At 61.1% G+C, this 20,879-nt stretch carries 20 protein-coding genes and 1 pseudogene; 16 read left to right on the forward strand and 5 right to left on the reverse strand.

The window, feature by feature from the left end:
• Positions 1–25: 25 nt before the first annotated feature.
• Together SGN16_RS12115 and SGN16_RS12120 are read right to left on the reverse strand one after the other, a co-directional pair.
• Entirely contained in the window at positions 26–652 is a 627-nt protein-coding gene (locus SGN16_RS12115) for a LysE family translocator (RefSeq protein WP_246883107.1), read from the reverse strand.
• A gap of 30 nt (positions 653–682) precedes the next feature.
• Entirely contained in the window at positions 683–1,396 is a 714-nt protein-coding gene (locus tag SGN16_RS12120) for an autoinducer binding domain-containing protein (RefSeq protein ID WP_210644297.1), read from the reverse strand.
• 265 nt (positions 1,397–1,661) lie between these two features.
• Between SGN16_RS12120 and SGN16_RS12125 the strand changes: the two genes are divergently transcribed.
• The 15 genes and pseudogenes from SGN16_RS12125 (at position 1,662) to SGN16_RS12195 (ending at position 15,958) form a co-directional block, all read left to right on the forward strand.
• Positions 1,662–2,450 (forward strand): indole-3-glycerol phosphate synthase TrpC, encoded by a 789-nt coding sequence (locus SGN16_RS12125; RefSeq protein ID WP_335944155.1) that lies wholly within the window; start codon positions 1,662–1,664, stop codon positions 2,448–2,450.
• Positions 2,447–3,502 (forward strand): Gfo/Idh/MocA family oxidoreductase, encoded by a 1,056-nt coding sequence (locus SGN16_RS12130; protein ID WP_335944156.1) that lies wholly within the window; start codon positions 2,447–2,449, stop codon positions 3,500–3,502. The genes SGN16_RS12125 and SGN16_RS12130 overlap by 4 nt, the downstream gene beginning before the upstream one ends.
• Positions 3,499–4,632 (forward strand): DegT/DnrJ/EryC1/StrS family aminotransferase, encoded by a 1,134-nt coding sequence (locus tag SGN16_RS12135; protein WP_210644304.1) that lies wholly within the window; start codon positions 3,499–3,501, stop codon positions 4,630–4,632. The genes SGN16_RS12130 and SGN16_RS12135 overlap by 4 nt, the downstream gene beginning before the upstream one ends.
• On the forward strand, positions 4,629–5,744 hold the full coding sequence (locus SGN16_RS12140; RefSeq protein ID WP_335944157.1) for a DegT/DnrJ/EryC1/StrS family aminotransferase: 1,116 nt from the start codon (positions 4,629–4,631) through the stop codon (positions 5,742–5,744). Before SGN16_RS12135 ends, SGN16_RS12140 begins: the two co-directional genes overlap by 4 nt.
• Positions 5,728–6,597, forward strand: coding sequence for a sugar phosphate isomerase/epimerase family protein (locus tag SGN16_RS12145; RefSeq protein ID WP_335944158.1), 870 nt, complete (start codon positions 5,728–5,730; stop codon positions 6,595–6,597). The genes SGN16_RS12140 and SGN16_RS12145 overlap by 17 nt, the downstream gene beginning before the upstream one ends.
• Positions 6,581–7,855 carry a M20/M25/M40 family metallo-hydrolase gene (locus SGN16_RS12150; RefSeq protein ID WP_335944159.1) on the forward strand — a complete coding sequence of 425 codons (1,275 nt, stop codon included), beginning with the start codon at positions 6,581–6,583 and terminating at the stop codon, positions 7,853–7,855. Before SGN16_RS12145 ends, SGN16_RS12150 begins: the two co-directional genes overlap by 17 nt.
• Before the next feature lie 6 nt (positions 7,856–7,861).
• Positions 7,862–8,947, forward strand: coding sequence for an Ldh family oxidoreductase (locus SGN16_RS12155; protein WP_335944160.1), 1,086 nt, complete (start codon positions 7,862–7,864; stop codon positions 8,945–8,947).
• The gene (locus SGN16_RS12160) at positions 8,944–9,861 is read left to right on the forward strand and encodes a Gfo/Idh/MocA family oxidoreductase (RefSeq protein ID WP_335944161.1); all 918 of its coding nucleotides are present in this window, start codon (positions 8,944–8,946) and stop codon (positions 9,859–9,861) included. The genes SGN16_RS12155 and SGN16_RS12160 overlap by 4 nt, the downstream gene beginning before the upstream one ends.
• Entirely contained in the window at positions 9,851–10,267 is a 417-nt protein-coding gene (locus tag SGN16_RS12165; RefSeq protein WP_210644315.1) for a hypothetical protein, read from the forward strand. The genes SGN16_RS12160 and SGN16_RS12165 overlap by 11 nt, the downstream gene beginning before the upstream one ends.
• 68 nt (positions 10,268–10,335) lie before the next feature.
• Positions 10,336–10,836, forward strand: a pseudogene (locus SGN16_RS12170) (phenylalanine--tRNA ligase beta subunit-related protein); the annotation flags it as partial.
• Positions 10,837–10,920: 84 nt separating this feature from the next.
• Positions 10,921–12,132, forward strand: coding sequence for a tryptophan synthase subunit beta (trpB, locus tag SGN16_RS12175; RefSeq protein ID WP_246883143.1), 1,212 nt, complete (start codon positions 10,921–10,923; stop codon positions 12,130–12,132).
• Positions 12,129–12,917, forward strand: a complete 789-nt coding sequence (trpA, locus tag SGN16_RS12180; RefSeq protein ID WP_335944162.1) for a tryptophan synthase subunit alpha — start codon at positions 12,129–12,131, stop codon at positions 12,915–12,917. Before trpB ends, trpA begins: the two co-directional genes overlap by 4 nt.
• Positions 12,914–13,540: a phosphoribosylanthranilate isomerase gene (locus SGN16_RS12185; RefSeq protein ID WP_335944163.1), complete on the forward strand. Its 627-nt coding sequence runs from the start codon at positions 12,914–12,916 to the stop codon at positions 13,538–13,540. The genes trpA and SGN16_RS12185 overlap by 4 nt, the downstream gene beginning before the upstream one ends.
• Positions 13,541–13,604: 64 nt before the next feature.
• On the forward strand, positions 13,605–14,636 hold the full coding sequence (trpD, locus tag SGN16_RS12190; RefSeq protein ID WP_335944164.1) for an anthranilate phosphoribosyltransferase: 1,032 nt from the start codon (positions 13,605–13,607) through the stop codon (positions 14,634–14,636).
• A 29-nt stretch (positions 14,637–14,665) separates the two neighbouring features.
• The gene (locus tag SGN16_RS12195; protein ID WP_210644324.1) at positions 14,666–15,958 is read left to right on the forward strand and encodes a nucleotide sugar dehydrogenase; all 1,293 of its coding nucleotides are present in this window, start codon (positions 14,666–14,668) and stop codon (positions 15,956–15,958) included.
• Here the strand turns inward: SGN16_RS12195 and SGN16_RS12200 are convergent.
• The 3 genes from SGN16_RS12200 to SGN16_RS12210 all read right to left on the reverse strand — a co-directional run bounded on the left by SGN16_RS12200 (position 15,940) and on the right by SGN16_RS12210 (position 18,869).
• Positions 15,940–16,740, reverse strand: a complete 801-nt coding sequence (locus tag SGN16_RS12200; protein ID WP_210644326.1) for a LuxR family transcriptional regulator — start codon at positions 16,738–16,740, stop codon at positions 15,940–15,942. The two genes, SGN16_RS12195 and SGN16_RS12200, sit on opposite strands and share 19 nt — an antisense overlap.
• A 78-nt stretch (positions 16,741–16,818) precedes the next feature.
• Complete coding sequence (locus tag SGN16_RS12205) at positions 16,819–17,403, reverse strand: aminodeoxychorismate/anthranilate synthase component II (RefSeq protein ID WP_335944165.1); 585 nt, start codon at positions 17,401–17,403, stop codon at positions 16,819–16,821.
• The gene (locus SGN16_RS12210) at positions 17,400–18,869 is read right to left on the reverse strand and encodes an anthranilate synthase component I family protein (RefSeq protein ID WP_335944166.1); all 1,470 of its coding nucleotides are present in this window, start codon (positions 18,867–18,869) and stop codon (positions 17,400–17,402) included. The genes SGN16_RS12205 and SGN16_RS12210 overlap by 4 nt, the downstream gene beginning before the upstream one ends.
• Positions 18,870–19,523: 654 nt before the next feature.
• Between SGN16_RS12210 and SGN16_RS12215 the strand changes: the two genes are divergently transcribed.
• Positions 19,524–20,876: a phenylacetate--CoA ligase family protein gene (locus tag SGN16_RS12215; RefSeq protein ID WP_210644331.1), complete on the forward strand. Its 1,353-nt coding sequence runs from the start codon at positions 19,524–19,526 to the stop codon at positions 20,874–20,876.
• The last annotated feature ends 3 nt before the right edge of the window (positions 20,877–20,879 follow it).

Consider the following 20,879-nt stretch of genomic DNA (forward strand, 5'->3'; position numbering starts at 1 on the left):
ATGGCATCGACCAAACCTTTGAGCGTTATTTCTGGCTGAGGGCTGCGATGGAAAGTCCTGACACGATGAAGGTCAGGCCCGCGCCGAGGTTGAGCCCGTTGGCGAGGCGCGGGCGTTGGCAAATGTATTGCGACAGGCGCGTGGCGAAGATGCCCATCAGTGAGAACCCCACGGCCGTCAACAGGGCGAACCAGAACCCGTAGACCAGCATCTGCACCGTGACTGAGCCGAGCGCGGGGTTGATGAATTGAGGGATGAACGCCAGCACGAACAACCCTGGCTTGGGATTGAGCGCCGCTGAAAGGAAGCCAGTCAACAGGATGCTGCGCAGGGGCTGTCGCGCGGCGGGCGCGAAGGTAATCAGGCTTTTGGCGCGCAGCACCTTGATCCCGAGCCAGAGCAGGTAGGCGGCCCCTACCAACTTGACGACCCAGAAGGCGACCGTCGAGGTCTGGATCAGCAGCGTCAGCCCCAGCGAAGCGGTGGTGACGTGAAACAGGATGCCCAGGCCAGACGACAGGCCCGACACGAGAGCGGCCAGGCGACCCTGGCTGAGGCCGCGGCCTATCGCCAGAAGATTGTCAGGGCCTGGAGACAGGACCAGCAATATGCAGGCGGTGGTGTAAGTGAACCAGATATCCATCGGAAACACGGTGACGCTCCCTGTGAGGTAGGTGTGGGGTCAACTGATGATGCCCAGGACAGCCGCCCTGACCACCGCTGCGGTCTTGTTGGTGGCGCCGAGTTTGCTCACGGCGTTTTTCACATGGAATTTGACGGTGTCGAAGGAAATCGCCAGGATCTGCGCGATTTCTTCCTGTGTCTTGCCATCGGCCGTCCAGCGCAGCACCTCGATCTCTCGTGCCGTCAGCCGGTAGTTCTGGGCCTGATGTGAAGGGGCGATCAGCAGCCTTTCCATCACTGGTGCGATGGTCTCGGCGAGCCAGCGCATCTTGAGTTCCTTGGCATTGAGCTCGGTGACATTCAGCGTAGAGCCACTGCGGGCGAGGGTCAGCATGCTCTGGTGACGCGAGGCGTTGGTGCGCGAGCAGGCCCAGCCGTACCTCAGGCCTGCGGCCCGAGCTTCTTCCCAGAACTGCGGCATCTTGCGCAGGAGTTCTCCCTGCCACAAAAAGGGCGTGGTGCAGGCGCGCGCGCGCTGTACCGAAGGGTCGACGAGCAGAAACTCGGCTTCGCTGTATCGGCGCTGCCAGGTGCTCGAGAAATTGCAACGCATCTGCATGACGGGATTAGAAAAGGGCAGGGCTGTACAGACACCGAACGAAAACCATTCGAAATCAAGCTCCCAGGCAAGGCGTTGAACGCCGTTCACCAAGGCCTGCTCGTCTTTGACCGAGCTTGTCCATGCCAGCAGGCTTGCGAGCCAAGTACGCATCGAATCTCCCTTTCCGAATGCTGTTCCCGAGGTTCGTTATACCCCAGCGAAATCAGCTTGGAAAGTCTCCAGGGACAGTGCCACCTCGGGCTGGCGAAGCCCACCTGCGATGGCATTCTGCTGTCTGCCTACCCCATTGGGTAGGTGGTTTTAACCCTTCACTGTCATTAGGTTTGCTCCTCGCCGGCGGACAGGGGAGATGCTCACTGTTGCTCCAGAGCCTTGTTACCGGCGCTGTCCCAAACTCATTGACGGTGGTCGATCCATGCTCGAAGAGATTGTCAGATACAAAGTCCAGGAAACGGCTCAGCGTAAGCAGGCGCACAGTATCGATGCCCTGCTCAAGCGAATTCGTGACGCGCGAGCGCCCCGTCCCTTTGCCGGCACCCTGGCGGGCGAGGGGATCGCCCTCATTGCCGAAGCCAAATACCGCTCGCCGTCGAAGGGCGTGTTGCGTGCCGACTATGATCCGCTGCAGTTGGCGATGGCATACCAGGCTGGAGGAGCCAGTGCCCTTTCGGTCATCGCCGACAGTCGCTTTTTCGGTAATGCGCCGTATGTCGTTGGCATGCTGGCCAACCACCCTAAAATTACATTGCCGGTGATGTACAAGGACTTCATCGTCGATGAGTACCAAGTCTACGAGGCCCGGGCACTGGGGGCCGACGCGGTGTTAATGATCGTCCGCTGCCTGCCGCCTGGCAGCCTTGCGCGGCTGCATGCCTTGGCGAACCAGTTGGGGTTGGATGTACTGGTGGAGACGTTCGACGAGGCGGACATCGACCAGGCGCTGTCGGTCGACGCGTCGATCGTCGGTATCAACAATCGCGACCTCGACACTTTCAATGTCAACTTCGACCGCTCCGCCCAATTGTTTGAGCTCCTGCCTGCGTCGGTCATTGCCGTGGCGGAAAGTGGTGTTGCCGGTCCGAAGGACATGCGGTTGGTGGAGCGCATCGGTTTTGGCGCCGCGCTGGTGGGGGAACGCCTGCTGACGGCTGCCGACCCTTGCCTGGAGGCTCGTCGCTTGCTGGGCACGGATGAGTCGGTATGACAATGCTGCACTCAATAATCCTTGGCTTTGGTCACTGTGGAAGAAACCTGCATCTGGCCAGCCTGCGCTCATTGCATCGCCAGGGCTGCCTGCCCGACGTCGACGCCACCATCACGGTCGTGGATCCCGAACTTGGCAGTGGGTTGGTCGATGGCCTGGTGATGCAGCGCTGCCTGCCCGAGGCGTCGGCCCTACAGGGCAAGGTAGGTGTCGTGCATATCTGTACGCCACCGGCCCTGCACTTGCGTCATGTGCGCGAGGCGCTTATGGCCGGTTTCCGCTACATCATCATTGAGAAACCCATGGTGATGAACCTGGCCGAGGCCGAAGCGTTGCGCTCCATGGAACAACAATATGGCGCGCAGATCCTGGTGGTTTCAGTGTGGGGCCACAGCCAGTTGGTTCCACGGCTCACCCGATGGCTGGAAGCCAGTGGGCAGCCGCTTCGCAGCGTGCACGTCATCCATGACAAACCTCGTTTTTCGCGCTCTTTCACCCGCCATGGCGAACACCTGTTCGACATTGAAATGCCGCACCAAGTCAGCCTGGCCTTGCTGTTCGCAGGTGCTCCGGCGTCCGGGTTTCATGCGCACACCGAAGATCTGCGCGTCGAAGGCAAGCTGCGTCAGGCCATGAAGGCCGGCAGCATCGGCTGGCACGATGAGCAAGGCATCGAGGTGCTGCTCGAATCGGATCTTGCCAGCCCGATCCGCCAACGCAGTGTGCGCCTGCAACTGGAGAGTGGCGAATGCTGCGAAGGATTTTTCCCTGTCGGTGCCGACGATAGCTATGCACAGCTCAGATGCGACACCGAGCACAGTAGCAGTACCGCTCACCAAATCTTCGCTGACGAACCCCTGACAACGTGTGTGGGCGAGTACTACCGCTATTTCAGGAGCCATCTGCAAGGTCACGGCGGCGATATGCCTCGCAGCGGCACAGTGGCGTTCAACCAGCAGGTTGTCGAGTTGCTGGAGCAGGCTCGCGGCGTTGCCTCTGCGAGCGCATTGGCGTCGATCAATATGCATATGGCCAAGGAGGCCGTTCGATGAGTGTTCCGTTTTTCCAGATCACCGAAGGATTCACCCGCGCCTTGCCGCTGCTGGAGGAGGGACTGGCAGAGTTTCATCGACAGTCTGGTTGGGTCAATGACCAACAGGTACGGGCTTTTGAGCAGGCCATCGCAACCTATACCGGCGCGCCCCATGCTATCGCCACCGGCAACGCTACCGATTCGCTGATCATCTGCCTGATGGCTTTGGGCATCGGCCCGGGTGATGAAGTCATCGTGCCTTGCTACAGCTTTTTTGCCTCGGTCTCCTGCATCTTGCAAGTGGGGGCGACGCCGGTGTTCGTCGATATCGAACCTGGCAGCTACGCAATCGACTGCTGCTTGATCGAGGCGTGCATCACCCCGCGTACCCGGGCCATCATGCCGGTCCATCTGTTCAGGCAAATGGCCGACATGGACGCCTTGATGGACATCGCCCGCCGACACGGGCTGAGGGTTGTCGAGGACAGCGCCGAAGGCATCGGAATGCGTTGGAATGACAGGCATGCCGGGCTGATTGGGGACCTTGGCGTACTGTCGTTCTTCCCCACCAAGACCCTGGGTGCGCTCGGCGATGCCGGGATGGTCCTGACTCGCGATGCGGATCTGGCCAGGCGTGTGCGACAGATCCTGGACAATGGCCGCGATGCCAGCGGGCTTGCGCAGTGCCTGGGCTACAACAGCCGAATGGACGACCTGCAGGCCCTGTGGCTGAGGGCACGATTGCCCGAGCTGGACCAGGAAATCGAACGGCGTGCCGCGCTTCGCGATGCCTACGACGTGCACCTGGGCTCCTTGGGTGAACACCTGCAGGTGCCGGTCACGTTGCCCCGGGCAGCGCGCCAGCGATGCGTTGACTATGTCTACCTGATCGAGGCTCAGAACCGTGACGGCCTGGCTGAGCATCTCGCTGCGCGAGGGATTGGCGTCGAGGCCTATTACCCGCTGCCGCTGCACCTGCAACCGGTGTGTGCCGGGCCAACCCATGCCGAGGGCCGCTTCCCGGTCGCCGAGCGGGCCGCCACAAGGGCGTTGGGGCTTCCTCTCTATGCCGATCTGACTGCGTCAGACGTTGCCCGCGTGTGCCAGGCGATCACCGAGTTCTATGCCACTGCCGGAGCCCTGTCATGATCAAGTACCAGGATTTCCAACGCCGTTATCCCAATGCCCAGACACAGATACTCGAGATTCTCGCTGCCCGGGTTCAACAAGGCGATTTCATTCTCAAACAGCAGGTCCTGGCTTTCGAGCAAGCCCTGGCAGCCAAGGTCGGCGCGCGCCACGCTGTCTGTGTCAGTTCTGCGACCTCCGGCCTGACTCTGTCGCTGATTGCCTCCGGTATCGGCCCGGGAGATGAGGTCATAACGCCGGCTTTCTGCTACGTATCGGCCGCCTCATCCATTGTGCAGGCGGGGGCAACGCCGATATTCGTGGACGTAGCCCCCAGCAGCGGCGTGCTCGAGGCCGAGGCCGTTGTCCGCGCCCTGACCCCTCGGACGCGGGCGGTATTGGTCGCCCACTTGTTCAGCGGTCTGGCTGACATCGATACGTTGCGTGAGGCACTGCCCGACGATGTCCTGATTCTCGAGGACAGTGCCACCGCATTCGGTGCGCGCCTGCGCGGCCGTCATGCCGGCACGCTCGGTGACATTGGTGTGTATTCATTTTTTCCGGCCAAACCCTTGGGCGGTATCGGCGACGGTGGCGCGGTGATTACCGACGACGACCAGGTAGCGGGAGCCGTCCGGATGCTGCGCAATCACGGGCAGGACGGTCGCCGGCGCTTTTATCACCAGCGCTTGGGATACAACAGCCGCATGGATGAGACCAATGCCGCCTGGCTACAGGCCCGGTTGCGGGAAAACGACTTGCATCTGGCCCGTAAGCAGGCGATTGCAAAGGCCTACGACGAAGCCATCGAAGCTTGCGATGGCGTGTTGCTCGGCCAGCATCGCGGCACCTCGGATTTCTCCCCTCACGCCTACGTCGTGCGCAGTGCAGAGCGTGAGAGGCTGGCCAAGCATCTCACCGCCCGCGGTATCCAGACCCGCGTGCATTTTCCTGTGCCGCTGCCCGAGCAGCCGGCGTTTGTCCAATGGTCCGCAGGGCCGGCGCATTACCCCAATGCGCGTCTGCTGGGCAAGCAATGCCTGGCATTGCCCCTGTGCTCCGGCATGAGTGACGGGCAGGTTTCGCGCGTCATCGAGGCGTTGAAGGAGTTCAGCCATGCCGAGGTCATTTAAGCTCACGGGGATCGCCGATGAAGGCTGCGCGTCCTTGGCCGAGCAGTTGGCGTGTCATGCGGAACTGGGCTGGCGGCATCTGGAGCTGCGCAGTGTCGACAGCGTGCCGCTGGCCAACCTGTCGGAGCGATCACGCGTATCGATGTGCGATTCGCTGCTCGCACAGTCCGTGGAAGTGGTGGTCTTGGCCTCGCAGATCGGCAATTGGGGCAGCAGGATCGATACCGACTGGCAGACCGACTGGGCCGAGTTGCAATGCCTGTTACAGATGGCCGGGCGTCTTGGGACGCGGATGATCCGTGTCATGTCCTACCCCAATTGTGGCTGGGAAGAGGCTCGCTGGCGGCATGCGGTCATTGAGCGATTCAAGCGTCTGGTCGAGGTGGCCGAAGATGCCGACGTCGTGCTGATACACGAGAACTGTGCCGGGTGGGCCGGCCAGGGAGCCGAGCAGACCCTGCAATTGCTCGATGCCGTTGGCTCGGATCACTTGAAGCTGTTGTTCGATATCGGCAATGGCTTGAGTTATGGCTATGACGCCTTGGCGTTTCTGCGCCAAGTTCTCCCGCATGTGGCGCATGTGCATCTGAAGGATGGGGGCCGGGAAGCGGACGAAGTGCACTACACCTTCCCCGGGGAAGGTCAGGTGCGGGCCAAAGACTGCATCAATCTGCTGTTGGACAAGGGTTACGACGGCTGGTTTTCGATCGAGCCGCACCTGTGCCTGATCCCGCACCTCAAACAGTCGGCTACGGATCCGCATCGACAACGGCAGATCTATCAGGCCTATGCCGGGCATGCACGGGACTTGCTGCAATCGTGCCAGGAGGCGAAACATGCTATTCACGGATAAATACGTAGACCGGCTTGAGCAACTGCTGTGCATCGACACGGTAACCCCGATGGAGACCGGCCAGCCCTCGGGCATCGCACAGGCCAATACGCTCTTCGCCCAGTGGGCGCAGGCAGTGGGCATGCGCGAGGTGTTCAACGGTCCTGGTGCCTTGCCCGATGAGGCGCGGGTGCCGGTATCGGTACAGCGCCGGATGAACGAGGCGCCGCAGTTCCTGGCTTGGCAGCCCCATAGCGTGCTGGAGATCGGCAACGGGCCGCGGGAACGCACGGTCATGTTCAATTTCCACATGGACACTGTGTCGCCCCACCTGCCTGTGCAGGTAGTCGATGGCTGCGTGCAGGGGCGCGGTGCGGTGGACAATAAGGGGCCAGGCCTGGCGGTGCTGGCAGCGCTGGAGGCCTTGCAGATGCAAGAGCCGCGGGCACTGGATGATATCCGCGTGCTGATCCAGGTGGTCGCCGGTGAAGAAGGGGGCGCCATGGGCGTCTATGGTACCCGTTACCTGTGCGAGCAAGGCCACCTGGGCTGTCTGAACATCTTCGTGGAGCCGACAGGACCTGGTTACTTCGATGCTTCTACCACCTCGATGACGTACGAAGTACGGATGGATGGCAGGGATTCGACCGACGACTTTCCGCACCAGGGCGACAATGCAACGCTGGTTCTGGGCTTTGTCGCCCAGGCCATGGCTGCCCAGTTGGCAGAGCCGTTGCACGTGCTGCAGGTGAAGATGACCCTGGCCGGTCTGCATACGGGCATGCACCACAACCGGGTTTACGGTAGTGGGCACTGCCTCTTCAATTTTGCCTATCGCAGTGCCGCTCAGGCGCGAGATGCCGAGGTGCTGGTCGAGCAGGCGTTCGACCAGGCGTTGCAGCAATGCAGTTCACGTTTCGCCCAGAGCCCGCCTTTCCTCATGACCCTCGAACGCCTGCGTACCACCTGCAGCGCTCGCTGGCTCAAGCGCGGCTTGCCGGTCCTGAACAACCACCATGTGGCCTTGCAGCGCCTGTTGGGCGAGGCCGGCATCGTGGCGAACCCGGATGCCGAACAGGCTTTCACCTGCGATGCGATGTGGGCTCAGGTCGACGGCGCCTACAGCATCGTCTGGGGGCCGGGTTCACTGGCCGACAACGGTGCGCATACCTCCCGTGAATTCGTTTCGATCAATGACCTGGAAACCTTCGCAGTTGCGGTGAAGGGGCTGCTACGCCGCTTTGCCGAGCCGATCGAAAACACTCTCAAGCAAGGATAAAACACTATGGATTTCTTCTGCATTGCAGCCAATGAGCTGCAGGGGTTCACTGTGGCTGCCCTTAAGGCAGCCGGGTTCACCGCATCCCAGGCCCAGAAGGCGGCGCCCGTGTTATTGCATGCCGATCTGAACGGCCACGATACCCATGGCATTGCCAACCTGGCCAATGTCTACATCGCCGGCGCCCGGAGTGGCGAAATCAATCTGGCCGCCACCGGTCAGTGGATCAGCGACCAAGGGGCCTGCGCCACCCTTGATGCCAATGGCGGGCTGGGGCTGTTGGCGGGACAGCAGGCCATGGAACGGGCCATCGAGAAGGCTCGGGACTTTGGGATTGGCTGTGCGGTGGTGCGCAACAGTTCCCACTTCGGCGCGGCGGGTTTCTACGCCAGCATGGCGCTGGAACACGGCATGATCGGCATGGCCATGACCAACCTGGGTCGTGAGCCCGTCGCTCACCCGTTGGGCAGTGTGGCGCCCTTGATGGGTACGAACCCGATCAGCCTGGCGGCTCCGGTGGCTGCCATGCCAGCGCCATTCCTGTTGGACATGAGCACTACAGTTTGCGCCAGCGGCAAGATCAAACAGGCCATTCGACGCCAGCAAACCATTCCCACTGGCTGGCTTCACGATGCCGAGGGCCGCGAGGTCACCGATCCTGGCGCGTACCTGAACGGCAGCGGGATGTTGCCGATGCTCGGCGGGGCTTACGCGGAGCAGGGCGGACACAAGGGCCTGGGGCTGGGCCTGATGGTCGAGATCCTGTGTGGGGTGCTCAGTGGCGCCCAGACAGGTGCGGACCATGCCAGACCGGGGCGCAATAGCATCGGTCACTTCTTCCTGGCCCTGTCTCCCGATGCCTTTGGCGCTGGCGAAGGCTTTCGTTCATCGATGGACCGATTACTCCAGTACATCACGCAGGCGCCCGTGCATTCGGCGTTCGACCCGCTGAGCTATCCCGGCGCGCCTGACCTGAGGGTGCGTACCGAACGCTTGGCACAGGGCATTCCCGTCGATGCCGCACTGTTGGAACAGCTCGACAGCATCGCGGGACAACTCGGCATTTCACCGATCACGAGGACAGCGGCATGACGATCAGGCTTGGCATCATCGGCATGGGAGTGATTTCCCATTACTACCTCAAGGCGCTGCAAGACAGCACCCTGTGCCAACTGGTGGCGGTGTGCGACAAGGCGTCCGAACGGCTGGCGCCATTCGCAGCGACGGATGTGCGTTGCCACACCGATTACACCACCTTGCTCGCCGACCCGGATCTCGACGCGGTGATCATCAACCTGCCCAACCATCTTCATTTCACCGCCTGTATGGCTGCCCTGAAGGCGGGCAAGCATGTGTGCTGCGAGAAGCCATTGACCCTCGAACTGGACCAGGCCGAACAGTTGCGCGACATGGCCCGCCGCTCGAACCTGACCCTGCTCACGGCCTTTCACCGACGCTACAACATCCACCTGCTCAATGCCGTGAAGCAAGGTCTGTTCAATGATGCGGTGCATGTGCGGGCGCGTTATCACGAGCGCATCGAAGATCATGCCGGCCATGACACCTGGTACCTGGACAGTGCTTCCTGTGGCGGCGGCTGCATTGCTGACAATGGCCCGAATGTCTACGACACGCTGAGCTTCGTACTGGGTCGGTTCGAGGTCACCGGGGCGCAGGTTCGTCGAAATGCGATGGGGATCGACATGGGAGCGTTCGTCACGCTAACCAACGCGGACGGGCTTGAGGCGAGCGTTGAACTGAGCTGGGACTACGCCCACGGCGAACAGAAGGACCTGGTGATCGACTACGCCGACGGACGCCAGGTCGTCGTCGACTTGCTCAAGGACAGCGTGGGTTTCAAGACGTCCCTCTATCACGAATACGAGGGTGTCATCGCCCATCTCGCCCGGAGCATCCAGGGCATGGCCGAAGACGGTTCGATCGGTGTCGATGCGGTGCGGCTGGTGCGCGCCACCTATGCGATGGAGGCCCGCGATGCTCGCTGAACAGCCCCGTCGGCCATCCAAGGCCAGGCTCGAGGCACGGCTGGTGAAGCTGCTCTATCACACTCAGCAAGCACGTGGCATGACGCTGATCGAGCACCGCTCCCGTTGTGTACGGCGCGGCGAGTTGCACGAAGTAGTGACGACCGATCAGGCAGGGGCCGAGCCGGGCGACCGGATTGAGCGGGTCGGCTTCATCGGTTTCGTCGAAATCCAGCAGGCCGGGGTCATCGAACGCGGTGATCGAGTGCTGCTTGGCGATACCTGCGTTGGTCGGGTCATTGGCTTCGACGAATGCCATTTTCCCAACCATTACAACATCCTGATAGCGGCGGACGACCTGCTGACCGGTGGCACCCTCAGGGATTGCGGCTTAGGCAGTTACCTGCACTTCGAGGAAGAACAATGAACGAGATATTCGAGATCAATGTATCGGCAGCGGCGCGTGAGCAGTTCCCAGGCGCCAGGGTCCTGGCAATGCGCCTGCCTGGTGTGGGAAGCGTCGATGGGGCAGGGCTTGACTGGTCGGCCAACCGCGCGGCATGGACAGGTGTGGACAAGGACGCGTTGTTGACCCATCCGTCGATTGCGCCGTATGCGAACTACTACCAACGTGCGGGCATCAACCCGCGCAAGCACCTGCCTTCGGTCGCCAACTTCATCCACCGTGCATTCGGCCGGGCCCAGGCCCGGTTGCCGCGCATAAATGAGGTGGTCGACACGGTCAACTGGGTGGCGGTCTCTACCATGACTTCGCTGGGGGCATTTGATGCCGCGGGAATCGAAGGACCGGTGCTGTTGGACCTCTCTGGCGAGGACGAATCGTACGAGCCCGTCGGCGGTCAAGGACGCGAGCCGCTGCCGGCCGGCCTGCTGGTGCTACGTGACTCAAAGAAAGTCCTGTCGCTGTTTTCCATTCGAGACACGGTCCATACCGCTACGCATGACAGCACCTCTGAGCTGTTGTTGCTAGGGTGCGTATTGCCGCCACTCGACAGCACGCCAGTCAGGGCGGCCCTGCAACTTGTCGCGCAACGCCTGGGAGGCGGGCGTTCGCCGGCGCTGGAAACCTTGGCGGGGCAAGGTCCTTGGTTCGCTGACCATGGTGGTTGTTTTATCGCTGAAACCCTCTCGCCACCGGTCAGCGAACTGACCGAGCGTTATCAGCACATCATTGCCAGTGCAGCGTTCCAGCAACGCTATCGCAGCTTGCTCAAACACTATGTGGGGCGGGCCACTCCCTTGACGCTGGTGGAGAATTTCTCGCGGGAAATCGGGGTGAAAACCTACCTCAAACGCGAAGACCTGGCCCATACCGGTGCGCACAAGATCAACAATGCCCTGGGACAGGCGCTGCTGGCGCAGATGATGGGTAAACGCCGCGTGATCGCAGAAACAGGCGCAGGCCAACATGGTGTGGCGACCGCGGCGGCTTGTGCCCTGCTGGGGATCGAATGCGTGATCTACATGGGCTTGCGTGACATGCAACGCCAAGCGCTGAACGTACAACGCATACGCCTGATGGGCGCGCGGGTAGTGGCGGCCACCGGCGGGACCCAGACACTCAAGGACGCGATCAACGACGCCCTGCGCGACTGGGTGGCCAATGCCGACACAACATATTACCTGCTGGGATCGGCGTTGGGCCCGCACCCATACCCGGCCATCGTCCGCTATTTCCAGAGCGTCATCGGCGACGAGGCCCGGCAGCAGTTCGCAGCGCTTGAGGACGGAGCACTCCCGGATGCGCTGGTGGCATGTGTCGGAGGGGGATCGAACGCCATCGGCCTGTTCTCGGCCTTCATCGAGGAGCCTGGCGTGCAACTGTTCGGTGTCGAGGCCGCCGGCCAGGGCGAGAGCAGTGGCAATCACTCGATTCGTTTCGGCCAGGGCGGACAGAGCCGGTCCGGGGTCTTGCAAGGGTGTCGCTCCTACGTCCTGCAGGACGCCAATGGGCAGATAGGTGAGACCCACAGCATCGCGCCCGGGCTGGATTACCCAATGGTCGGGCCCGAGCATGCCCAGTTGCGTGACAGCGGTCGCGCCAACTATCTCTGGGCCAGCGATGACGAGGCGCTGCAAGCCCTCCAACTGCTGTCGCGCTGTGAAGGCATCATCCCGGCCCTGGAAAGCGCTCATGCGTTGGCCGGCGCCATCAAGGTCGCGCGGCAACTGCCCCAGGGAGCGCGAATCATCGTCAACCTCAGCGGGCGTGGCGACAAGGACATGCAAACCATTGCCCAGCTCACGAGTGCGGAGGAAAACCCCCAATGAACCGTATCGACGGCTGTTTCGCCGAGCTCGCCCGGCGGGGCGAGAAGGCACTGATGCCTTACCTGACGGTCGGCTATCCGGCACTGGACAGCCTGCCGGAGCTGGTAAAGGCCGCACGCAATGCTGGTGCCGATGTCATCGAGCTGGGTGTGCCTTTCTCCGATCCGGTCGCCGATGGCCCGGTGATCCAACAGACCAGCCACGCAGCGATTGCCAATGGCATGACCATGACGTTGGCGTTGAAGCAGATCGCTGGACTCCCCCAGGACGAGCAGGCGCCCGCCCTGGTGGTCATGACCTACACAAACCTTCTGCTTAATCATGGCTACGAGCGGTTCGCCGCGCAGGCGGCTGAGGCGGGCATCAGTGCGGTGATTGTCCCGGACATGCCCGTCGAAGCCAGTGGTGAGCTACGTGCTGCCTTGGAGGCGCGAGGGTTGTATCAGATCTTTCTGATGACGCCGAACCTCAGTGACGAGCGCCTGCGCGCGATTGCCGGACACGCCAAGGGGTTCATCTATCTGGTATCGGTGCTGGGCACGACCGGTGAACGCGACCAACTGGCCGACATCCGCCCGTTCGTGGAAAGGGTACGGCGATTTACTGACTTGCCTTTGGCTGTCGGTTTCGGCATCGGCACCCCCGAGCAGGCCAGGGCCATGTGGCAGCAGGCAGAGGGCGTGATCATTGGCAGCGCCTTGGCACGCCGGCTGGATGATCCAAGCGAAGCCGCTACGCAGGCCCATCACTATCTGGCGGCTTTCAAGACCGGGGGGCGGCGATGAATAGCTGGCAACAGGGAACGATCAAGGTGTGCGGGGTCCGGACTCCGGAGGATATCCAGGCATGCCTGCAGGCCCGTGTCGATCTGATCGGCCTGGTCATGGTGCCCGGTTCCAAGCGCGAACTGTCGCTCAAACAGGCAACGGCCTTGCGCGATCTGATCGGTGACCGGGCCAGGGTCGTGGGCGTGTTCATGAATCAGCCGTACAACCAGGTGTACGAAACCACCCAGGCCCTGGACCTGGATCTGGTGCAGTTGCATGGCCAGGAGCAGGGGCGTTGTTGGGAGCAGCTGGGACGGCCTTTGATCCGTCGTGTGATGCCGTCGGATTACCGCCGCGATCGAAGGGCCTCGGCGCTCCCGCTGGTCGATGCCGGGGCAGGCCATGGGATTGCGCATCCTTGGCCGGCAGCGCGCTACCCGGAGGCGATGATCGCGGGCGGTTTGACGGTCAACAGCGTCGCCGCGTTGATCGAAGCGCTCGAGCCTGCGGCCGTGGATGTGTCCTCGGGGGTGGAGTCGTCGCCAGGTTGCAAGTCGCCCCAGGCTATTGACGAGTTCTGTCGAAATGCCCGGATCGCCTTCGGGCAAGTGCGACGCGTGCAACGCAGCAGCAATCAGTAGTGACGGCAGCCGCCGTGGCCTGCCAACAGGCGGGATAAGCCCAGGTAACAAGTGAGGGAAAACAATGCCGCAGAACGTGCGTGGAGTGGTTGCACGGTACAGCCAGGGGGAGCCGGTCGAGGCGCATCAGCTGCAAAGTGCCTTTCGAGCATTGATGCAGGGGCAGTTGCCGGATTCGTTGATCGCTGCGTTGCTGGTGGCTTTACAAGTGAAAGGCCTCGATAGCCAGGCGATCGAGTGTGTTGCCCGTGTGGTGCGTGAATTTCTGGTCCCGGTCCGGCATTCGCTGGCGGGTCCGCTGGTGGACCTGTGTGGAACAGGAGGGGATGCGCGGGCCACGTTCAATGTATCGACCACCGCCAGCTTCGTGGTGGCCGCGGCGGGTGTGCGGGTGGCCAAGCATGGCAATCGCAGTGTCAGCTCGACCTGTGGCAGCGCCGATGTGCTGGAGGCGCTGGGCCTGGATTTGCAATTGACGCCCGCGCAGATCGCGACATGCCTGGAACGGGTGGGAATTGGCTTCATGTTCTCGCCAGTCCATCGACCGGCTCTGCCGGGCTTGACGCGGGTCCGCAGTGAGCTGGCCATCCGCACCATTTTCAATGTCATCGGCCCGCTGACCAACCCCGCCGCGGCGAGCAGGCAATTGCTGGGTGTGTTCAGTGCCGAGCTGGTGCCGATCATGGCGCAGGTACTCAGGGCACTGGGCAGCGAGCGGGCGCTGGTGGTCCACGGCGAGGATGGCTTGGACGAGATTTCCCTGTCCGGTAGCACGCTGGTCGCTGAGCTCTGGGATGGCGACATACGCCAGTACCACCTCCACCCCAGCGATTTCGGACTGAAAGTGTGCGATCTGGCGAGCCTGCAGGTCAGCAGCATCGAACAGGCCCGGGCGTTATGCCTGGAAGTGCTTGCGGGTCGGGAGGGTGCTCCACGCGACATTGTCCTGCTCAACAGTGCCGCGGCGCTCTACCTGGGCGACAAGGCCGGGAGTATCGCCCAGGGGCTGGAGCTGGCGACCGACATTCTGGACAGCGGACAGGCAATGCAAACCTACGAAACGTTGTTGTCATTTACCCGTGGATTGCGAAATTGAAGGCACAGCCGGGTTTCAAGGAGCGAAGTATGGAACAGACTTTTGGGACTGTCGCGGTGGTGGGGCTGGGCTATGTCGGGCTTCCTCTGGCGGTCGAATTCGGCAAGCGCTTGCCGACCATCGGCTTCGATATCTGCCAGCACAGCATCGATCAATTACGCGATGCTATAGATCCGGCCGGGGAGCTTGACGAGGAGCAGATGCAGCAGGCGAACTTGCTCACTTATACGAGCGATCCAGCGGCGCTGCGCGGCGCGGACATTATCATCGTCGCGGTCCCCACGCCTGTGGATGCGGCGAATCAACCGGACTTGTCACCCTTGATACGGGCCAGCGATACGGTTGGCCGGCATATGAAAGCCGGGGCATTGGTCATCTACGAGTCTACCGTCTACCCGGGTGCGACCGAGGAGCGCTGTATTCCCGCCTTGCAGCAGGCTTCGGGGCTGGTGTGGAAAGAGGACTTCACGGTCGGCTACTCGCCTGAACGCATCAATCCCGGGGACCGTACTCACACGCTTTGCGACATTGTCAAAGTCGTGTCCGGCGACAGTCCGCAGAGCTTGCAGACCGTGGCCGCGTTGTACGAGTTGATTGTCCGCCCAGGCGTGCACCGGGCTCCTTCGATCAAGGTGGCTGAAGCGGCCAAGGTTATCGAGAATACCCAGCGCGACCTGAACATCGCCCTGATGAATGAGTTGTCGCTGATCTTCTCGGAACTGAAGATCGACACCCGCCAGGTGCTGGAAGCGGCGAACACCAAGTGGAACTTCCTGGATTTCAAGCCGGGGCTGGTTGGCGGTCATTGCATTGGCGTCGATCCCTATTACCTCACCTACAAGGCCGAGTCCCATGGTTACCATCCCCAAGTGATCCTTGCCGGGCGGCGGATCAACGATGGCATGGGCAAGTGGATCGTCGAGAAAACCATCAAGCTGCTGATCGCCGCCAACCGTGTGGTGAAGGGCTCGACGATCAATGTGCTGGGGATCACGTTCAAGGAAAACTGCGCGGATGTACGCAATTCGAAGGTTCACGACATCATCGTCGAATTGCGAGCCTATGGCGTCAACGTCCATGTGCATGACCCACTGGCCGACGCAGCGACGGTCATGCGTGAGTACGACTGCGCATTGAGCAGTTGGGAGCAGCTGCCCGCAGGCGATGCGATGATCGTGGCTGTGCCGCATGAGGTCTATCGACGCACCTCACTGCAGCAAATGCGCACCAAGTTATTGCCCGGGGCCTGTGTGATCGATGTCAAGGCTGTCCTGGATCGAGAGTCCTACGAGGCTGAGGGTTATCATTTCTGGCGCCTGTAAGCCGGTGGGACAACCGCAGGCATGACCAACCCGCAGGCCGCCGCAGCACTGACGGCCTGCTGGCGACTCACTGAGCCGAGTTTGCGTCGGGCATTGAGCAAGTGGAAGTCGATGGTGCGCTCGGAACAGGTCAGGATGTGGCTGATTTCCCAGGTGGTCTTGCCGACGCTGGCCCAATACAGGCAGTCCATTTCCTTGGGCGTCAGGTCCTGGCGGGGTTGGGCGGGCCCCTGCAACTGATGGCGCATCCCGGCGAGCAGGTAGGGGATGAGCATGAACAACTGATAGACGGCGGGGTTGGAAAACCCCTCCTGTTCGGTGATCTGGGTGTCGTCGAAAGCCACGCTCAGTGTTCCTCTGAGCAGTTCGTAGCGCAGCGGGATGCTCAGGCCGCTGCGCAGGCCGTGTTGCTCGCGTTGCTGCCAGAAGTGCCGGGAGCGTCCACGGGCGCGCCTGCGTTCGCTGTCCCAGAAAAAAGGCACCAGTTCGCGTCGACAGTGCCGCAGTATCGGGTCGATCTCGATCAGCCCGTCACCGCGATAGTGTTCCAGCCAGCGTTTGGGAAAGGTGGTGATCAGGCCGGCGAGGGGGTCGGTATCCCGGCGTGCTACCGGTCCCAGGCTGATGAGGTAGCTGCCGAAGCCGAGCTGGCGCAAAACTTTGTTGACCAGGCGCTCCCAATCGCAACGGTTGGCATCTTTGGCCAGACTCATGAAGGCGGTCAGCGGTGCGGTTCGCCCGGCCTGGGTCCGGTCGCAGACGGGGGAGTTGAGTTTGTCCATAAACGAGTCGCTCTTGTTATCGCGGGAATGAAACAGCCGGAGCACGGAAAAGAAGGGGCGTGTGCCCCTCCTGGCGAATCACTGGTGCACGTGACACCGGATGAAACTGCGGAACAGTTCCAGGCCGTTTTCAGTCAGGATGCTTTCAGGGTGAAACTGCACCCCCTCCACCGGTAGGTGCTGATGCCGCACGCCCATCACATAGCCGTCATCGGTGGACCTTGAGGTAATCTCCAGGCAATCGGGTAACTGCTGGTCGCTGATCATCAACGAGTGATAACGGGTAGCCTGTATGGCGCGGGCTTGCATATGGTCATAGACACCCTTGCCATCGTTCTCGATCTTGCTCACCTTGCCGTGCATCACGTGCGGGGCCCGGCAAACCTGGGCACCGAAGGCCAGGCCGATGGCCTGATGACCCAGGCAAACGCCCAGCAGCGGCAAACGCCCCTGAAAGTGCCGGATCACTTCGATGTAGCCAACGTCGGCCGGATGCCCAGGGCCGGGGCCCAGTACACAGAAATCCGGCGAGAAAGCTTCGATACGCTGGATCAGGTCGGGCACGTCGTGACGTTCGACGCGGGTTTCCAACCCCAGTTGTTCCAGGTATTGGCTGATGATAAAGACGAAGCTGTCGTAGGCGTCGATCAGGAAGACTTTCACAGTGCGATCTCCTTGCCGGTCACTGCCCGGTATACAGAACCCATCTTGTACAACGTCTCTTTCCACTCCAGCTCGGGAACGGAATCGGCGACCACCCCGGCGGATGCGCGCAAGTGGTAGGTACCCTCGTCGAAGACCGTCGAGCGAATGCACAGGGCGGTATTGACGCTGCCATCGAAACCCACCAGGCCCAGGGCGCCGGCGTAGATACCACGGCGATTGCTCTCCATCCCCTCGATCAACTCCATTGCCCTGACCTTGGGTGCGCCGGACATGGTCCCGGCGGGGAACGAAGCCTTGATCACGTCGTAGGCATCCAGGCCTGGGCGCAGCAGGCCGCGAACGTTCGACACCATGTGATAGAGGTGCGAATACTCCTCCACCAGCATGAACTCGTCGACTTCCAGCGAGCCGGCCTGGCAGACGCGACCGATATCATTGCGACACAGATCGATGAGCATCAGGTGCTCGGCGCGCTCCTTCTCTGAACGGGTCAGCTCCAGGACCAGTTGAGTCGGATCGACGCCAGGTTTCTTGCCGACGGTGCCGGCAATCGGGCGCATCTCTATCAAGTCGTCCTTGATCCTGACGAATAGCTCAGGACTGGCACCGATCAGGTCGATACCGCCCACATGGGCCAGGTACATATAAGGAGAGGGGTTGCGAAGACGCAGGTTCTGGTACACATCGAATGGCGAAACCTGCGAGCGAATACGAATCTCATGGCCAAGCTGGATCTGATAGACGTCGCCAGCGCGGATGTGCTCCATCGCCACTTCGACACGTTCGAAAAATTGCTCCGGAGTGACCGTGCGGGCTTCCTCGAATGTCTCAGGATACGGTGGCGGCTCCACTGCCTCGCACGCCACAGGCGTGGTCAGGAAGGGGTAATCCTCCACCGTCCGGGGTGCCCATAGCGGGTGGTTGTTGATCAGGGTCTCGACAATGCCGTTGCTGTGGAAATAAACCAGTGTCTGATAGACCGACAGAGCGATGAGCGGATAGTCGTAGGTCTGTTCGGCCAGATCGGGAAGCCGCTCGATCAGGCGCACGCAGTCGTAGGAGAAATAACCGAAGAACGCCAGGCTGGAAGGGGCATTGGGCGCGGGCTGGAACGTAGCCTGGATCGCCCGGAGCAGGTTCCATGCGGCCTCGCTGTCCGGCAGATGGATCTTGTACGCGTGGTCTATCTGCACGTCTGCTTCGCGCAGGCAGGCGGACAAATGTTCACAAAGCGCAGGACAGCCGCGCAGCTGTGCCTGGCCCTCATCGATACACACTTCGAAAAGGGGCTCGAGCCCAATGATTGTCGCCTTGCGATCACGGCTTGGACCGGACAGTGATTCAAGAATGAAGACAGACTCGCGACCCAGTTGTTCCAAGGCATTTGCATATATGCCAAGTGCATCTGTAGATCGACGTTCTTCGCGGCGAAGAACATTGACGTCAATTAAATGTTTATTCATGGTTAATACCATTTTTTAGGTGCAACGATTCAGGCACTCCATTAAGAGAGCGCCACGGGAATATAAAGTGCACGAACACTTTAAATGGGTGCTGACGGATATCCTGAATAGTCGGGACGAACGCTTTTTATGTCGCGCGCAATACAAGGCTTGCAACGGATTGCGGCCAGGCAATGTGCAGGACACAAGGCGCGAGCGCCTTCGATTTCATGGGTAAAAGATCAGGACGTTGCTGGCAAGCAGCAGACAGGCTCCGGTCTTCGCTGAATTAGCGACGCCAGATATTGCTTTTGAAGATGGCCAGAATGGCCCGGGAACAGCTGTCGGGATAGCTGTGGGAGGAACTGATAGCAGAAAGGTGATAGTACATTTTAGACATCCCAGTCTTGGCTAGGCACTGCGGGAATGATCGGCAGTGCGGCGAAATTACCAGTGCGCCCCAGGGCTGTCAACAGTTGGGCGGATATTAATCTTTCATTCTTTCTTAGTGTCAATGATCAGCTGATCTATCCCGCGCATATGTAATCGCGCGTGCCCTTAACAAGAAACTCGTGCGCGCACAACTGCGGAATAGCGCAGCTGGGTATTTGTAACTTCTGTCACTAACGTAGCGGCCGTTGAGTTCCAGTAACCCATCAAACCTGAGCGGCTGAAATGAAAGAGCATTTAGACACATTCAAGAAGCGGTACGATCCGATTCATCATGCCTATTGGACCGATGTCCTGAGCGACACCGCGCTGGCTGCATGGCACCAAGAACAGTTGCGGGAAGTGATCGGCCACGTGAAGCGTTCTTCGCCGTTCTATGCCAGGCACCTCGCCCAGGTCGACGAGCGTTCGCTGACCTTGGATGACCTCGTCACCTTGCCATTCACGACCAAGGATGACTTGCGCGAAGCCGGGTTCGATATTCTGTCCGGCCCGTTGGAAGACAGCATCTTCTATTACGAGACCACAGGCACCACTGGGCCTGCCACGCCATGCCCGCGGGACCGCAAGGAAAGCTACGCGAGCAATCGTCAACTGGCGATGGCCTATCAGGCGGTGATCGAAAAGCACTTTCCAGGTGAGAAGACCGTAGTCGGCATCATGGGGCCTACCGAGGTCCACTCCTTCGGCGACACCCTGGGCGATGTCTGCACTCAGCTCGACGTGTGCAATGCCAAGATTTGGCCGCACTCGCCGGTGATCGGCTGGCCCAAGGCGCTGCAACTGCTCAAGGACCTGCGGATCGGGGTGCTCGCTTCCGCACCGGGGCTGTTGCTGGCCATGGCCAAGGAAGCCGAGCGCCAGGGCTTCAACCCGCGCGAGGACTTCGCCCTGCGAGCTTTCATGATGAGTGGAGAGCTGTGCACTCCGGCGTTGAAGAACAACCTCTACAGCCTGTGGGGTGCGCAGGCCTACAACAGTCTGTATGGCTCCCAGGAAGCGATGATCATCGCGGCGTGCAACGCCAACGACCAACTGGTACCTCATCGTCTCAACTACATCATCGAAGTGCTTGATCCCAAAACCGGCGAGAGCCTGGGCGGTACCGGCGATGGTGAGTTGTGCGTAACCATGCTGATTCCCGGTAGCAAGCCGTTGATCCGCTACCGCACGGGCGACCTGGTCTCGATCCAGTCGCGTCCGGGCTATCCCCAATCGATGCGCCAGACCGTCAAGGTCGTCGGTCGAGTGAAGGATGCCGTGCAACTGAACGATCGTGCTTTTTCGGCCGCACAGATCGAGCAGGCGCTGCTTGAAGGCGTGGAACAGTGCCTTGGCTATCAGATCGTCCTCAGCCGCGCCAATGAGCGCGATACCGTCATCGCCAAGCTGGAGATGTCGCGCTTCTTCGATGGCGATCGCGCACGCCTGGTGCTGCTGATCAAGGAGCGCCTGCGCGAACGGCTGGGCGTCGAAGCCACGGTCATGGTGGTGGGCGATCTTGCCGAACACGTGAACCTTGGCAGTTGGTTCAGCTGGAAAGAAGCCCGCATCGTCGATCAACGCGAAGGCCAGTGAGGT

The sequence above is a fragment of the Pseudomonas sp. G166 genome, assembly GCF_037027455.2.
GTDB lineage: Bacteria > Pseudomonadota > Gammaproteobacteria > Pseudomonadales > Pseudomonadaceae > Aquipseudomonas.